16 protein-coding genes are annotated in these 15,363 nt (G+C 69.2%); 9 read left to right on the top strand and 7 right to left on the bottom strand.

All coding sequences use genetic code 11. The features are described from left to right. Positions 1–14 precede the first annotated feature (14 nt). Complete coding sequence (locus PV734_RS38570; protein WP_319090198.1) at positions 15–809, top strand: phosphatase; 795 nt, start codon at positions 15–17, stop codon at positions 807–809. A gap of 20 nt (positions 810–829) precedes the next feature. On the opposite strand, the gene tesB is transcribed toward PV734_RS38570, so the two are convergent. The 3 genes from tesB to PV734_RS38585 form a co-directional block, all read right to left on the bottom strand. After that, the gene (tesB, locus tag PV734_RS38575) at positions 830–1,711 is read right to left on the bottom strand and encodes an acyl-CoA thioesterase II (protein WP_319090199.1); all 882 of its coding nucleotides are present in this window, start codon (positions 1,709–1,711) and stop codon (positions 830–832) included. A 51-nt stretch (positions 1,712–1,762) separates the two neighbouring features. Further along, a complete protein-coding gene (locus PV734_RS38580; RefSeq protein ID WP_319090200.1) occupies positions 1,763–2,920 on the bottom strand; it encodes an acyl-CoA dehydrogenase family protein in 1,158 nt (385 codons plus the stop codon). 110 nt (positions 2,921–3,030) lie between these two features. Beyond that, positions 3,031–3,621 carry a TetR/AcrR family transcriptional regulator gene (locus PV734_RS38585; RefSeq protein WP_319090201.1) on the bottom strand — a complete coding sequence of 197 codons (591 nt, stop codon included), beginning with the start codon at positions 3,619–3,621 and terminating at the stop codon, positions 3,031–3,033. Between the two features lie 117 nt (positions 3,622–3,738). Between PV734_RS38585 and PV734_RS38590 the strand changes: the two genes are divergently transcribed. The 5 genes from PV734_RS38590 to PV734_RS38610 all read left to right on the top strand — a co-directional run bounded on the left by PV734_RS38590 (position 3,739) and on the right by PV734_RS38610 (position 10,471). After that, positions 3,739–5,355 carry a carboxyl transferase domain-containing protein gene (locus tag PV734_RS38590; protein ID WP_319294082.1) on the top strand — a complete coding sequence of 539 codons (1,617 nt, stop codon included), beginning with the start codon at positions 3,739–3,741 and terminating at the stop codon, positions 5,353–5,355. A gap of 11 nt (positions 5,356–5,366) precedes the next feature. Beyond that, on the top strand, positions 5,367–7,319 hold the full coding sequence (locus PV734_RS38595; RefSeq protein ID WP_319294084.1) for an acetyl/propionyl/methylcrotonyl-CoA carboxylase subunit alpha: 1,953 nt from the start codon (positions 5,367–5,369) through the stop codon (positions 7,317–7,319). Further along, complete coding sequence (locus PV734_RS38600) at positions 7,316–8,245, top strand: hydroxymethylglutaryl-CoA lyase (protein WP_319294086.1); 930 nt, start codon at positions 7,316–7,318, stop codon at positions 8,243–8,245. Before PV734_RS38595 ends, PV734_RS38600 begins: the two co-directional genes overlap by 4 nt. 6 nt (positions 8,246–8,251) lie before the next feature. After that, positions 8,252–9,418 carry an acyl-CoA dehydrogenase family protein gene (locus tag PV734_RS38605; RefSeq protein WP_319294088.1) on the top strand — a complete coding sequence of 389 codons (1,167 nt, stop codon included), beginning with the start codon at positions 8,252–8,254 and terminating at the stop codon, positions 9,416–9,418. A 138-nt stretch (positions 9,419–9,556) separates the two neighbouring features. Further along, the gene (locus tag PV734_RS38610; RefSeq protein ID WP_319294090.1) at positions 9,557–10,471 is read left to right on the top strand and encodes a hypothetical protein; all 915 of its coding nucleotides are present in this window, start codon (positions 9,557–9,559) and stop codon (positions 10,469–10,471) included. Between the two features lie 65 nt (positions 10,472–10,536). Here PV734_RS38610 and PV734_RS38615 read toward each other — a convergent pair whose 3' ends face one another. Next, complete coding sequence (locus tag PV734_RS38615; RefSeq protein ID WP_319294092.1) at positions 10,537–11,178, bottom strand: biliverdin-producing heme oxygenase; 642 nt, start codon at positions 11,176–11,178, stop codon at positions 10,537–10,539. Continuing rightward, positions 11,175–12,332: a polyprenyl synthetase family protein gene (locus PV734_RS38620; protein WP_319090208.1), complete on the bottom strand. Its 1,158-nt coding sequence runs from the start codon at positions 12,330–12,332 to the stop codon at positions 11,175–11,177. Before PV734_RS38620 ends, PV734_RS38615 begins: the two co-directional genes overlap by 4 nt. A 200-nt stretch (positions 12,333–12,532) precedes the next feature. Between PV734_RS38620 and PV734_RS38625 the strand changes: the two genes are divergently transcribed. Continuing rightward, positions 12,533–12,943: an Imm10 family immunity protein gene (locus tag PV734_RS38625; RefSeq protein ID WP_319090209.1), complete on the top strand. Its 411-nt coding sequence runs from the start codon at positions 12,533–12,535 to the stop codon at positions 12,941–12,943. Here PV734_RS38625 and PV734_RS38630 read toward each other — a convergent pair. Together PV734_RS38630 and PV734_RS38635 are read right to left on the bottom strand one after the other, a co-directional pair. Beyond that, positions 12,925–13,149 (bottom strand): hypothetical protein, encoded by a 225-nt coding sequence (locus PV734_RS38630; RefSeq protein WP_319090720.1) that lies wholly within the window; start codon positions 13,147–13,149, stop codon positions 12,925–12,927. The genes PV734_RS38625 and PV734_RS38630 overlap by 19 nt on opposite strands. 34 nt (positions 13,150–13,183) lie before the next feature. Continuing rightward, a complete protein-coding gene (locus PV734_RS38635) occupies positions 13,184–13,624 on the bottom strand; it encodes an ATP-binding protein (protein WP_319090210.1) in 441 nt (146 codons plus the stop codon). Between the two features lie 236 nt (positions 13,625–13,860). On the opposite strand from PV734_RS38635, the gene PV734_RS38640 reads away from it, so the two are divergent. Together PV734_RS38640 and PV734_RS38645 are read left to right on the top strand one after the other, a co-directional pair. After that, positions 13,861–14,712: a helix-turn-helix transcriptional regulator gene (locus PV734_RS38640; protein ID WP_319090211.1), complete on the top strand. Its 852-nt coding sequence runs from the start codon at positions 13,861–13,863 to the stop codon at positions 14,710–14,712. 10 nt (positions 14,713–14,722) lie between these two features. After that, positions 14,723–14,926 (top strand): DUF397 domain-containing protein, encoded by a 204-nt coding sequence (locus PV734_RS38645; RefSeq protein WP_319090212.1) that lies wholly within the window; start codon positions 14,723–14,725, stop codon positions 14,924–14,926. Positions 14,927–15,363: the final 437 nt, after the last annotated feature.

Consider the following 15,363-nt stretch of genomic DNA (forward strand, 5'->3'; position numbering starts at 1 on the left):
TCACAATGGGTGGCATGCCGATACCCGGGATTCCCAGCCGCGCCGAGCTTGTCGATCACCTCGTCAGAACCCGCATCGCAGGTGATGTCGCCACGCCTCGCGAGAACAACCTCTCCCACTACCGCAAGCTGGCGAACGGCGAACGGCACTACTGGCTCGGGCTGGAGCTGGGTGACCGCTGGACCGACGAGCAGGACGTGCTCGCGGTGATGGCCGAGCGGGTCGGCGTGAACGACGATCCCGAACACCGGTACGGCCAGGACACCATCGACCCCGAACTGACGATCGCCGGGCTGGAGCGGCTGGCGGCCCGGCTGCGCAAGGCGGCCGACGGACAGCAGCGGGTGCTGTTCGCGACCGGCCACCCGGGCGGCCTGCTCGATGTGCACCGTGCCACGGCCGAGGCGCTGCGGGCCGCCGGCTGCGAGATCGTCGTCATCCCGGACGGTCTGACGACGGACGAGGGGTACGTGTTCCAGTTCGCGGACGTGGCGGTGCTGGAGCACGGGGCCTCGCTGTGGCACACGCACTCCGGCGAGCCGATGCGCGCGATCCTGACGGGACTGGAGCGCGAGGGCCGCCCGCTGCCCGACCTGGTCGTCGCCGACCACGGCTGGGCTGGGTACGCGGGGCAGCACGGCATCGACTCGGTGGGGTACGCCGACTGCAACGACCCGGCGCTGTTCCTGGCCGAGGCGGAGGGCACCGTCCAGGTGGCCGTTCCGCTCGACGACCATGTGACGAGCCCGCGCTTCTACGACCCGCTGACGGCGTTCCTCCTCAACGAGGCCGAGCTGCTCGGCGAGTAGAGCGACTAGAGAACGGCAGGTCAGGCGGGTCGGGGGACCCTGATCACGCCCTCCTGGATGACCGTGATGGCCAGCTGTCCGTCCTGCGTGTAGATGCGGCCCTGGCCGAGGCCCCGGCCGCCGGACGCGGAGGGTGACTCCTGGTCGTACAGCAGCCATTCGTCGGCGCGGAACGGGCGGTGGAACCACATCGCGTGGTCCAGGGAGGCGCCGACGACGTCGTTCACCGCCCAGCCGCCGCGTCCGTGCGCGAGCAGGATCGAGTCGAGCAGCGTGTAGTCGGAGACGTAGGTGGCGAGGCAGACGTGGAGCAGTGGTTCGTCCACCGAGCCACCGAGCTTGCCGTTCGTACGGAACCAGACCTGTGAACGCGGTTCACGGGGCTCGCCGAACCTGCCGTAGGGCGGGTCGTCGACGTAGCGGATGTCGACGGCCTCGCGGGACTGCAGGAACTTCTCGACGACCGCCGGCGGCAGATGGGCGTACCGGGGGAGCTGTTCCTCGGCCGTGGGGAGGGTCGCCGGGTCGGGGGCGGCGGGCATGGGGGCCTGGTGGTCGAGGCCCTCCTCGTGCGCCTGGAAGGACGCCGAGAGGTGGAAGATCGGCTGCCCGTGCTGGATCGCGACGACCCGGCGGGTGGTGAAGGAACGGCCGTCGCGGATGCGGTCGACGGTGTAGACGATCGGCACACCGGGGTCGCCGGGGCGCAGGAAGTACGAGTGGAGCGAGTGCGCGGGCCGGTCCGGGGGGACCGTGCGCCCTGCGGCGACGAGTGCCTGGGCCGCCACCTGCCCGCCGAAGACGCGCGGGACGATGGCGGGCCTGGACCGGCCGCGGAAGATGTTCTCCTCGATCTGCTCAAGGTCGAGCAGATCGAGGAGAGACTGAAGTGCCTGACTCATGAAGTCATTTCTACGGGTCAGTAATTGCGAAAGCCTTGCGGACTCGTGTCCTTACAGGCCCATGTCCTTCGCGATGATCGACTTCATGATCTCGCTGGTGCCGCCGTAGATCCGGTTGACGCGGTTGTCGGCGTACAGACGGGCGATCGGGTACTCGTTCATGAAGCCGTAGCCGCCGTGCAGCTGGAGGCAGCGGTCGATCACCCGGTGCGCGACCTCGGTGCAGAACAGCTTGGCGCTGGCGGCCTCGGCCGGGGTCAGCTCGCCCGCGTCCAGCGCCTCGGTGGCGCGGTCGGCGACGGCCTCGGCGGCGTCCACCTCGGCCTTGCAGGCGGCCAGCTCGAACTTGGTGTTCTGGAAGTGCGCGACCGGCTTGCCGAAGACGACGCGCTCCTGGACGTACTGCTGGGCGAACCGGACAGCGGCCTTGGCCTGCGCGTACGCGCCGTAGGCGATGCCCCAGCGCTCGGAGGCGAGGTTGTGGCCGAGGTAGTAGAAGCCCTTGTTCTCCTCGCCGAGGAGGTTCTCGACGGGCACCTTGACGTCGACGAACGCCAGCTCGGCGGTGTCGGAGGTCTTCAGGCCGAGCTTGTCCAGCTTGCGGCCGATGGAGTAGCCCTCGGACTTGGTGTCCACCACGAGGAGGGATATGCCGTGGCGGCGGTCCTCGGGGCTGGGCGAGTCGGTGCGGGCACAGACGATCATCTGGTCGGCGTGCACACCACCGGTGATGAAGGTCTTGGAGCCGTTGAGGACGTAGTGCGTGCCGTCCTCGCTCAGCTTGGCGGTGGTCTTCATGCCCGCGAGGTCGGAGCCGGTGCCCGGCTCGGTCATCGCGATCGCCCACATCTCCTCACCGGAGACGAACTTCGGCAGGTAGCGCTTCTTCTGCTCGTCGTTGGCGAGGAGCTTGACGTAGGGCAGACCGAGCAGCACGTGCACACCGGAGCCGCCGAAGGACACACCCGCGCGCGCGGTCTCTTCGTAGAGGATGGCCTCGAACTTGTACGAGTCGATGCCGGCGCCGCCGTACTCCTCGTCGACGCGGATGCCGAAGACACCCAGTTCGGCGAGCTTGTAGTAGAACTCGCGCGGCGCCTGGCCGGCGGCGAACCACTCGTCGTAGACGGGAACGACCTCGGCCTCGATGAAGGCGCGCAGGGTCTCCCGGAACGCCTCGTGGTCCTCGTTGAACACAGTACGGCGCACGGCCCGCACCTCTCTCTTCCAGATCTCTTCCCGACGGCTAAGCGCTTGCTCAGATCAACCGTACCCGCGAGTACGAATCGCCGTCCAGAGGAGTTACGCCGTAACGCTCATCACTCCCCCGCCGCGGCGAACGCGCCCCGCGCCATTCGGTGCAGCAGATCGGCCGTGACGGCCCGGCCCGGGAGTGCTCCGGGGCGACCCAGATGGGGGGTCGAGTTCAGCAGGCCGAAGACCGAGTGGACGGCCGAGCGGGCGGCCGGTTCGGCCAGTTCCGGGTACACCTCGCACACCACCTCCACCCACAGTTCGACGTACTGCCGCTGGAGCTGGCGCACCAGCTTGCGGTCGCTGTCGCGCAGCCGGTCCAGTTCGCGGTCGTGGAGGGTGATCAGGGGGCGGTCGTCGAGGGCGAAGTCGATGTGGCCCTCGATGAGGGAGTCGAGGAGCGCATCGGGGTCCCCGCCGGCCTCCGCGACCCGTCGCCTGCCGCCGGTCAGGAGCTGGCCGCTGATGCCCACCAGCAGCTCGGCGAGCATCGCGTCCTTGCCCGGGAAGTGGCGGTAGAGGCCGGGGCCGCTGATGCCCACGGCCGCCCCTATCTCGTCCACGCCCACACCGTGGAAACCGCGCTCGGCGAAGAGCCTCGCGGCCTCTTTGAGGATCTGTTCGCGGCGGGTCGGGGCGTCGGTTCTGGTGGCCATGCGAATGATTCTAGACACGGAGGTTAGCGGTCGTTAACCTGAAGGGGTTGGGTTAACGCTCATTAACTTGTCGACCATCAGCCAACCACTGGGTGACCTGGGTAAGGGGACCGCAGGATGCAGGAGGCACCGGAGCTCCACAGCGCGGCGGACCCCGCGTCGGAGGCCTGGCGGGCCAACGAGACGGCCCACCGCGCCCTGGTCGAGGAACTGCGCGGAAAGCTGGCCGCGGCCCGGCTGGGCGGGGGCGAGAAGGCCCGGGACCGGCACACCGCGCGCGGGAAGCTGCTTCCCCGGGAGCGCGTCGACCGGCTCCTCGACCCAGGGTCGCCGTTCCTGGAGCTCGCTCCCCTCGCCGCCGACGGGATGTACGAGGGTCAGGCGCCCGCCGCCGGTGTCATCGCCGGGATCGGCCGGGTCAGCGGGCGTGAGTGCGTGATCGTCGCCAACGACGCCACCGTCAAGGGCGGCACGTACTACCCGATGACCGTCAAGAAGCATCTGCGCGCGCAGGAGGTCGCCCTCGACAACCGGCTTCCCTGTATCTACCTCGTGGACTCCGGGGGCGCCTTCCTGCCCATGCAGGACGAGGTCTTCCCCGACCGTGACCACTTCGGGCGGATCTTCTTCAACCAGGCGCGGATGTCCGGCGCCGGCATTCCGCAGATCGCCGCCGTGCTGGGATCCTGCACCGCCGGCGGTGCCTACGTCCCCGCCATGAGCGACGAAGCCGTCATCGTCCGCAACCAGGGGACCATCTTCCTGGGCGGCCCCCCACTGGTGAAGGCCGCGACAGGTGAGGTCGTCACCGCCGAGGAGCTGGGCGGAGGGGATGTCCACGCGCGCGTGTCGGGCGTCACCGACCATCTCGCCGAGGACGACGCGCACGCCCTGCGCATCGTCCGGAACATCGCCGCCACCCTCCCCGCGCGCGGGTCACTGCCCTGGGAGGTCCGGCCCGCCGTCGAGCCCAAGGTCGACCCCCACGGGCTCTACGGCGCCGTGCCCGTCGACTCCCGCACCCCCTATGACGTACGGGAGATCATCGCGCGCCTGGTCGACGGTTCCGGTTTCTCGGAGTTCAAGGCCGAGTTCGGGCAGACCCTCGTCACCGGCTTCGCCCGTATCCACGGGCACCCGGTCGGGATCGTCGCCAACAACGGCATCCTGTTCTCCGAGTCCGCCCAGAAGGGCGCCCACTTCATCGAGCTGTGCGACCAGCGCGGCATCCCCCTGGTGTTCCTGCAGAACATCTCCGGCTTCATGGTGGGCCGGGACTACGAGGCGGGTGGCATCGCCAAGCACGGCGCCAAGATGGTCACAGCCGTGGCCTGCACACGCGTGCCCAAGCTGACCGTCGTGGTCGGCGGGTCGTACGGGGCCGGCAACTACTCGATGTGCGGCCGGGCGTACTCGCCGCGCTTCCTGTGGATGTGGCCCGGCGCCAAGATCTCGGTCATGGGCGGCGAACAGGCCGCGTCCGTCCTCGCGACCGTCAAGCGGGACCAGTTGGAGGCCCGGGGGGAGACCTGGCCGGCGGCCGACGAGGACGCCTTCAAGGACCCGATCCGCGCGCAGTACGAGCGCCAGGGCAACGCCTACTACGCGACCGCCCGCCTCTGGGACGACGGAGTCATCGACCCCCTCGAAACCCGCCAGGTCCTGGGTCTCGCGCTCACCGCCTGCGCCAACGCGCCACTGGGCGACCCCCAGTTCGGCGTCTTCCGGATGTGAGGGGAACGTCCATGTTCGACACGGTACTTGTGGCCAACCGGGGCGAGATCGCCGTACGCGTCATCCGTACGCTGCGCTCTCTCGGGGTGCGCTCGGTCGCCGTCCACTCCGACGCCGACGCGGACGCCCGGCACGTCCGGGAGGCCGACACGGCGGTACGGATCGGGCCGGCGGCAGCGGCGGAGAGCTATCTGTCCGTCCCCCGCCTCCTCGAAGCCGCCGCCCGCACCGGCGCGCAGGCGGTGCACCCCGGGTACGGCTTCCTCGCCGAGAACGCCGCCTTCGCGCGTGCGTGCACCGAGGCGGGGCTGGCGTTCATCGGTCCCCCGGCGGACGCGATCGCCCTCATGAGCGACAAGATCCGCGCCAAGGAGACGGTCCGGGCGGCCGGGGTCCCGGTGGTCCCCGGGTCGAGCGGCAGCGGCCTGACGGACGCCGAACTGGCCGACGCGGCACGGGAGATCGGCATGCCCGTGCTGCTCAAGCCGAGCGCGGGCGGCGGCGGCAAGGGCATGCGGCTGGTCAGGGACGCGGCCGACCTGGCCGAGGAGATCTCCGCCGCACGGCGCGAGGCCCGCGCCTCCTTCGGCGACGACACGCTCCTCGTCGAACGGTGGGTGGACCGGCCCCGGCACATCGAGATCCAGGTCCTGGCCGACGCCCACGGCAACGTCGTACACCTGGGCGAGCGCGAGTGCTCGCTCCAGCGGCGCCACCAGAAGCTCATCGAGGAGGCGCCGTCCGTCCTCCTGGACGAGGAGACCCGGGCGGCGATGGGCGAGGCGGCGGTCCAGGCGGCACGCTCGTGCGGGTACGAGGGCGCGGGCACGGTCGAGTTCATCGTCCCGGGCAGCGACCCGTCGTCGTACTACTTCATGGAGATGAACACCCGCCTCCAGGTCGAACACCCGGTGACGGAACTGGTCACCGGCCTCGACCTGGTCGAGTGGCAGCTTCGGGTGGCGGCGGGCGAGCCACTCGGCTTCACGCAGAAGGACGTACGGCTGACCGGACACGCCGTGGAGGCCCGGATCTGCGCGGAGACCGTCTCCGTACGGGCGGGTGCGCGCGGCTTCCTGCCGTCCGGCGGCACGGTGCTCGCCCTGCGCGAACCCTCCGGGGACGGCGTCCGCACCGACTCCGGGCTGAGCGAGGGCACGGAGGTCGGTTCGCTGTACGACCCGATGCTCTCCAAGGTGATCGCGTACGGCCCCGACCGCGCGACGGCGCTCCGGAGACTCCGGGCGGCCCTCGCGGACACGGTCACGCTGGGCGTGCCGACGAACGCCGGTTTCCTGCGCCGGCTTCTCGCCCATCCGGCGGTCGTGGCGGGCGAGCTGGACACGGGGCTGGTGGAACGCGAGGTCGACTCCCTCGTCCCGGACGGCGTGCCGGAGGAGGTCTACGAAGCGGCGGCGGCCGTACGTCAGGAGGCGCTGCGGCCGAAGGCGACGGAGGGCGGCTGGACGGACCCCTTCTCCGTGCCGAGCGGTTGGCGGCTGGGGGGCACACCGAAGCCGCCGGCCTTCTGGCTGCGGGTGCAGGACCCCGTGGAGTACGTCCCCCGGGGCACCCACACGGTCACCGACGCCCAGGTGTCCGTGGTCCTGGACGGCGTCCGGCACACCTTCCACCGCGCCGCCGACTGGCTCGGCCGGGACGGCGACGCGTGGCAGGTGCGCGACCACGACCCGGTGGCGGCCTCGCTCACCGGCGCCGCACACGCGGGAGCAGACTCGCTGACCGCCCCGATGCCCGGCACGGTGACGGTGGTGAAGGTGGCCGTCGGGGACGAAGTGGCCGCCGGTCAGAGCCTGTTGGTGGTCGAGGCGATGAAGATGGAGCACGTCATCGCCGCCCCGCACGCGGGCACGGTCGCCGAGCTGGACGTCACCCCGGGGACAACGGTCGCGATGGACCAGGTACTTGCCGTGATCACACCGCACGAGGAGGCGCCGGAATGACGCTGCCGATGGTCGTACCGGCCCCGGATCTGCCCGCGCAGGTCAGGATCCACGAGGTGGGCGCGCGGGACGGGCTGCAGAACGAGAAGGCGACCGTCCCGACGGCGGTGAAGGCGCAGTTCATCCGCCGACTGGCCGACGCGGGCCTGAAGACGATCGAGGCGACCAGCTTCGTCCACCCGAAGTGGGTGCCCCAACTGGCGGACGCGGAGGACCTGTTCCCCCAGGTCAGCGATCTCCCCGTACGGCTGCCGGTGCTCGTGCCGAACGGACGCGGGCTTGACCGTGCCCTGGCGCTCGGTGCGCGGCAGATCGCCGTGTTCGCCAGCGCGACCGAGTCCTTCGCCAAGGCCAACCTCAACCGCACGCTCGACGAGTCCCTCTCCGTGTTCGAGCCGGTGGTGCGGCGGGCGAAGGACGAGGGCGCGCACGTACGCGGGTACGTGTCGATGTGCTTCGGCGACCCCTGGGAGGGCGCGGTCCCGCTGCACCAGGTCGTACGGGTGTGCCGGGCGCTGCGGGACATGGGCTGCGACGAGCTGAGCCTGGGCGACACGATCGGCGTCGCCACCCCCGGCCATGTCCTGGAACTGCTCGCCTCCCTGAACGAACAGGGCGTGCCGACGAACGTCCTCGGCGTGCACTTCCACGACACCTACGGCCAGGCGCTCGCCAACACCCTGGCCGCGCTCCAGCACGGCGTCACCACCGTGGACGCCTCCGCGGGCGGTCTCGGCGGCTGCCCGTTCGCCAGGTCGGCGACCGGCAACCTGGCCACCGAGGATCTGGTGTGGATGCTCCAGGGCCTCGGCATCGAGACCGGGGTCGACCTCGCCGCGCTGGTCGCCACGAGCACATGGATGGCCGACCAGCTGGGCCGCCCGAGCCCGTCCCGCACCGTACGAGCCCTCTCCCAGGAGCAGTGAAGGACCATGGACCACAAGCTCTCCCCCGAACTGGAAGAACTCCGCCGTACCGTCGAGCAGTTCGCGCACGACGTCGTGGCCCCGAAGATCGGCGACTTCTACGAGCGGCACGAGTTCCCGTACGAGATCGTCCGCGAGATGGGCAGGATGGGCCTGTTCGGACTGCCGTTCCCCGAGGAGTACGGCGGGATGGGCGGCGACTATCTGGCGCTGGGCATCGCGCTGGAGGAACTGGCGCGGGTCGACTCGTCGGTGGCGATCACCCTGGAGGCGGGGGTCTCGCTGGGCGCGATGCCGATCCACCTCTTCGGCACGGAGGAGCAGAAGCGTGAGTGGCTTCCGCGTCTCTGCGCCGGCGAGATCCTGGGCGCGTTCGGCCTGACGGAACCGGACGGCGGCTCGGACGCGGGCGCGACGCGGACGACGGCCCGACTGGACCCCGACACCGACGAGTGGGTGATCAACGGTACGAAGTGCTTCATCACCAACTCGGGTACGGACATCACGGGCTTCGTGACGGTGACGGCGGTGACGGGCCGCAAGCCGGACGGCAAGCCGCTCATCTCTGCGATCCTCGTCCCCTCGGGCACGCCGGGCTTCACGGTCGCGGCGCCGTACTCGAAGGTCGGCTGGAACGCCTCGGACACCAGGGAGTTGTCCTTCGCCGACGTACGCGTCCCGGCCGCGAACCTGGTCGGCGAGAAGGGGCGCGGCTACGCCCAGTTCCTGCGCATCCTCGACGAGGGGCGCATCGCGATCGCGGCGCTGGCGACCGGGCTGGCCCAGGGCTGCGTGGACGAGTCGGTGAAGTACGCCAAGGAACGGGAGGCGTTCGGGCGCCCGATCGGCGCGAACCAGGCGATCCAGTTCAAGATCGCGGACATGGAGATGAAGGCCCACACCTCCCGCCTGTCCTGGCGGGACGCGGCCTCCCGCCTGGTCACGGGCGAACCCTTCAAGAAGGAAGCCGCCCTGGCCAAGCTGTACTCGTCCACGATCGCGGTGGACAACGCCCGCGACGCGACCCAGATCCACGGCGGCTACGGCTTCATGAACGAGTACCCGGTGGCGAGGATGTGGCGCGACTCGAAGATCCTGGAGATCGGAGAGGGCACCAGCGAGGTGCAACGGATGTTGATCGCGCGGGAGTTGGGGCTGGGGGTGGGCGTGTAGTCGGGCAGGGGGGCGGGCCTGGCGAGCTGAGCGCACACCCACCGCGATGGGCATATACCGACGGCAAAGTCACTCGAACGGCTGAACAAGATCCGGTTTCAGGTGTCACAGCGCACCCATGACACTACTTTCCGTCACATGGTCAGCTCAGCGCACGAGGCGATGCACCAGATCTTCAGGGAGGACCCCGGGCTGTTCGCCCGGGCCCTCCCGAGGGCCGGCATCGCCTTCCCCGAACCCACAGCGATCGAGAACCTGGACACCGCCCTCACCGAGATCAGGCCCTTGGAACGCCGCGTGGACACCCTGCAACGGATGGAGACGGCGGATGGCGAGCGCTACCTGCTCGCCATCGAGTCGCAGAGCGAACCGGACCCGGCGAAGCTCAACAGCTGGACGTATTACCTGGCACATCTCTACGCCAAGTACAAGATCCCGCCGATCCTGCTCGTCACATGCCGGGACAAGACCACGGCATCCTGGGCCTCGGAACCCATCCGCATCGGCCTGCCCACCCACACCAGCATCGCGGTCTTGCCCCTGGTCCTGGGCCCCGACAACCTCCCAGCGATCACCGACCCGGACGAGGCGGCCCAGGACCTCCCGCTCTCCGTCCTGTCCACGCTCATCCATGCCAAGGACCCAGCCCTCCCTGCGATACTGGACGCGCTGGCGACGGCACTCGCCAACACTGGTGGCGAGGTCGCGAAGGGCTGGGCCGAGTACACCGAAATCGGTCTGGGTGACCCCCGGACCCGCGCAACCTGGAGGAACCTGATGGCGACGTTCGTCAGCCGCTTTCCCGGCAGCGGCACCTTCATCGAGGAGACCCACCTCAAGGGCCTAGCCGAAGGTCTCGCCGAGGGCCAGGCCGAGGGGCGGGCCAAGGGACGGGCGGAGGACATCCTTCGCATCCTCGATCTCCGTGGCGTCGATGTCCCCGAAGCGGCCCGCGAGCGCGTCGCCGGCTGCACCGACCTGGAAACACTCGGCACCTGGTTCGACCGGGCCCTCACAGCCGCCGACACGGAGGAACTGTTCGGGGAGGTCTAGCCATCCGAGCTGGTGCCGCCGGGTTCACCGTCGGCACCGCTCGCTCCGTCTCAGGGGATCGGCGTTCACCTGGCGGCCGGGACGAGGCCTTCGGACAGGGCGTTGGTGATCGCGGCCACGTGACCGTAGGCCTGCCGGGCGGCCGCGACGACCTCGTCCTGGGCCTCGGGTTCGGCGAACGCCTGGTTCATTCGGGCGGTGAAGCGCGCCCAGCGGTCGCGGTCGCCGCTGGTGTAGTAGGCGACGCCGTCCGTGCCGGGCAGGTGGTAGGCGGCGGTGACGTACCGGTGCAGGAAGAGGGCACCGAGCGTCGAGCCCTCCATGACGTAGAGGTACCCGAGGAGAGCGGCGAGGTCGGAGTCGGCGGCGCGCTGCCGGATGTCGGTGGCGAAGGCGTCCGCCTTGTCGGCGGCCCAGGGGCCGGGGAGGGTGCCGAGGTTCGCAAAGTGGGCCAAGTCGCGCTCGACGAGGGGGAGTTTGACCAGGTCGAGCGACCAGACGGGACGGTCGGCGGAGAAGTCCGTGACACCGGCGAGTTCGCTTTCCAGGGCCCCCAACACCACTCGATAGGCCGCGAGTTGGCCGACGTACCGCTCGACGGGAAGTGTCCCGTCGATCATCGCGGCGGCGAAGGGAGTCGCTTCCAGGGCGTCATGCCAGTCACGGGTGCTCCTACGCAGCCGCTCGACGACCGTGGCGGCTGTCACGCACCACTCCGCTGCTGGAGGGTCTCGTGGAGACGGTCGATGAGGTGGCCCTTGCGTTCGATGGTGAGGTCGAAGTAGGCGGCGCTGCGATCGGATCGGCACACGCGGTAGACGCTCTCCTTGGCGTCACGCTTCAGTTGGACAGCTTCAGCGGCGAGGGAGAGGAGGGTGGACTCCAGTTCGGGATGGCCGAGGACGTACGCCTTGAGCCGCTCCCCCGTCAGGGCCGGGGTGTCCGGGTCGAGCAGTTCGAGGAAGACCCGGTTGCTGAGCCCGTCGTAGTCCTCGTGGATCCGGCCTCCGCCGAACTCGGGCACGAAGTCGGTCAGGTCGTTGAACAGCTGGCTCGCCAGGCCGAGTTGGCGCATGGCGGCGTCCAGGACGTACTGCTCGTCGTCGACGACACGCAGGGCCGCGAGGGCCGAGTCGAGCGGCATCCGGAAGAGCGTGCCGGTCTTGAGGGCGGCCAGCGACTCCCAGTAGGCCACGCGCTCTTCGAGGGGCGCGGCCAGCAACTCGGCGCGGGTCTCGGCCGTACGCGTGGACAGGTCGACGGCCTGCCCGGTGAAGCCGTTCTCGACGGCCCGCACGAGACTGTCCACGACAGCGGGGTCGGCCGCGTGCCGCAGGACGGCCGCGATCAGCCAGGAACCGGTGTTGAGCGCGAGCGGCACGCCATGGGTGACGTGAAGCGCGGGTTCGCCGTAGCGGACGTCGCTGCCGTCCTGGATGTCGTCGATCGCGACGAACGCCTTCAGCATGACCCGTACGGCCACTGCGGCCCGCCGGACCACGGCCATGTCCGCCGAGAGCGCCTCGCTCCCGGTTTCGTGCGGGAACCCCCGGTAGTTCCGGTAGGCCCAGTAGACCATCGACGGCCGCAGCGGGGCCCGGTTGCCGCCGGGCGCCCCGGCGGTCGGGGCCAGCGCCTCCTGGCCCACCTTCGACCCGACGGCGTCGGCGACGGGTTCGTAGAGGGAGCGCCGCAGAGCACCCTCGTACACGGACTGCGCGGCGACTCCCGCCGGAGCCGTCAGCGAACCGAGAAACTCGGCCAGATCGTCCTCCAGCAGAGCCGCATCGCCCCGCACCACCGCCGCAACCCCGCCCACCGCTTCCCCAGCCGCCTCAGCGACCCTCTCCGTGGCACCCATACCCGCCCCAGCCTCCGCTTCCTGCTCCCACCCCCGACCCCCGTCGATATGCAGAAGCGTGATCGCAACTGGCATATTTCGCAAGGGAGTTCGAGAAATGTGCGGGATCGGACGGGGCGGAATCCGGCCCTACGACATCGTTTGTGATGGTGGTCGGCCCACCCGCAGACGCGCTCGGGTGTCCTGCTAAAACAGCAATCATGACGCTCAGATTCACTGCTCGCGTGGTAGCGGCAGAGGTCGACCCCGAAAACGACGTGATGCAGGCGGGCATCGCCGAGGACGAGGCCGGCGAGGGATTCTTCCTCCTGTTCACGAGCAACATCGGCGAGCCGTCCCGTCAGAACAAGTCGCTCGGACTCGACAGCCACTGCGTCGTGACGCAAGCCCAGGGAACGGCCTATGGCTGCGTCCGGGCGATCGCTCTGTCGGGCAGACGGCTCACGCTGTCACTGGATCCCGCTGCGCTGGACGATCTGGGGCTGGAAGACCCCGAGATCGAGGCAGAACTCGACGTGCCGGACGAGGATATCGAGCGGATGCGGGAGGTGCTCGTGCAAGTGCTGGCGTTCGGACGGGCAGATGCCCACCCTCAGCGCGTCGATCTGTAGCTGCGCGTGCCCGGCTGCAGCCGCCGGTGGCCGACGAGGATGGCAGCGACGCCCACGAGGGCAAGGAATCGCTCGGGTTTTCGTTCGTCGCGGTGGTGCAGGCGTTTACAGCCTGCCAACCACAGCTTGTCCGTGCCTGACTCGTTGCTGCGCAGGGCGATCGTCGAGCCCGAGCCTGTGCAGTGGCGCAGGGCCCAGAACTTCACCGTCGACGAGGCACCCGATTCCCGGCCGGGCCCGCTAGGCCGCAGCGAGGTCACCCCACACGCACTTGCCCTTGACGCCACCCCTGCTCAGTGGCTGCCAGCCCCAGAGGTCGGCACAGGAACTGACCAGAGCCAGGCCACGCCCCTCCTCCATGTGTGTGAGCTGCATCAACGCCTCTGGCGAGGGCGGAGGCGTGGGAGCTTCGGGGTCGGCGTCCCACGCTCCGACGCGCAGGAAGCCGTCACGCATCCGTAGGCGTAGGGCGACGGGGCCTTTGGTGTGGCGTACGGCGTTGCTGACCAGCTCTGTCGCGAGGAGTTCGGCGATGTCGGTGAGGCGGATCAGGCCGTGCATGGTGAGGATGAGGCGGACGGTGCGGCGGCAGACGGTGACGGCGCGGAGGTCGTGGGGGATGTGGAGGACGTACTCCCAGGGTTCGTCGGCGGTGGGGGCGTTTCCTTCGATTTCGGGCATGCGTGAACTCCGTTGGTGGGGAGGGGAGTTGGCTGGACGCCGAGGGGGTGCGGGCGGTGGCTGTGCCGCAGCCGTCATGGCAGGACGGGGCGGTGCGCTTCCGGGGTCCCGGTGATTCCGCAGCGTGTGCGTCGCGACACCGAAGGTAGTGCAAAAATTTTTCCTCGCGCAAGTCGTTGCACTAACCTGACACCCGAACGTGGCACAGAAACAGGCAAGTTCAGACCGGAGGGCACGTGGCACCGAGGAGCCAACCGACCGCACGGCAGGTGCGCCTGGGTACCGAACTGCGCAGGATGCGGGAAGCCGCCGGACTGAAGGCCCGCGAAGCGGCAGGGCTACTCAGTTCGACTTCGGCCCAGATGAGCCAGGTGGAGGCCGGCCTGGCCGGAGTGAGCGAGGAACGCGTACGCCGCCTGGCCGCTCACTACGCGTGCGGCGACAATGCTCTGATCGACGCGCTGGCGGCTATGGTCACCGACCGTACGCAGGGCTGGTGGGAGGAGTTCGAAGGCCTCCTGCCGCCGGTCTTCTCGGATGTCGCCGAGCTGGAACACCACGCGACGTTCCTTCACGAAGTCGTGATCACCCACGTACCGGGCTTGTTGCAGACCCCGGACTACGCCCGCGCGGTCTTCGGCTACATGGTCCCGCAACTGCCCGAGAGCGAGCTGACTCCGCGAGTCCAGCACCGGATGAACCGGCGAGCCGTCATCGAACGCGATCCCCCGGCCCCGTACAGAACCGTCATCCACGAAGCCGCCCTTCGCATCCGCGTGGCCGACCGCAAGGTGATGCTGGCCCAACTCCACGAGATCCTGAGCGAGATGGAACGAGGTCACGTCACAGTGCGCGTCGTCCCCTTCGACACCGACTGGTTCGCCGGAGCAAGCGCCGCCATGATGCATCTGGGCGGCCCACTCCCCCGCCTGGACACGGTGCTTCGCGACTCACCCAGCGGCACGGCGTTCCTGGATGCCGAGTCCCAACTGGACCGCTTTCGAACGCTCTTCCGTAAAGTAGAGGGGGCAGCGCTAGACCCCGCACAGTCGCGGGACTTCATCCACCGTTTGGCGAAGAAACTGTGAGGCACCAGGCGTGACCCTCCCCCTCCACTGGCAGAAGTCCTCCTTCTCCGAGGGAGGCGATGGCAACACCTGCGTGGAGATAGCGGACGTACGCACCCGCATATCCATACGCGACTCCAAGGACCCGGCCCGGGGGACGCTCAGCTTCCCGCCCAGGGCCTTCGCCACGTTCGTCGAGGTGCTCAAGACGGGCACTTCGCGCACGACCACCTGACCCGGCCCAACCGGCCGCGCGTTCCGCCAAGGGCAAGGTACGCAGGGACAGGTCGGCCTCGGGGCAGGATCTGCGGATCGCTCAGGTACGGATGACCAAAAAATCGAAGCCAAGCCCCTGGCCGCGCTGCGCGATCCAAACCGGCTCTGCCTAGCCTCGATCCTTCTTGACGGTGCGCCTACGGAATCGGCGCACCGTTTCGCGTTCCGATTCACCAGGCGCGCGCGTTGCCCGCATGCAACAGCCCGAGCCGCCACCAATTCACGATAGCGAACGAGAGCAGGTAAAAATGGAACGACTCATAGCGGCCAACACCAAAGATCAACATTATTGAGGATAACGGTGCAGTCCCCCACCTTCGGGCAGCTGATCTTCGAAGTCGCAAGCCGCTATAGCACGAAACCCTGAATTCCAAAGAACCTGCAAAATTGCACCAA

This window comes from Streptomyces sp. AK08-02 (genome assembly GCF_033795085.1).
In the GTDB taxonomy this organism is placed as follows: Bacteria; Actinomycetota; Actinomycetes; order Streptomycetales; family Streptomycetaceae; genus Streptomyces; species Streptomyces echiniscabiei.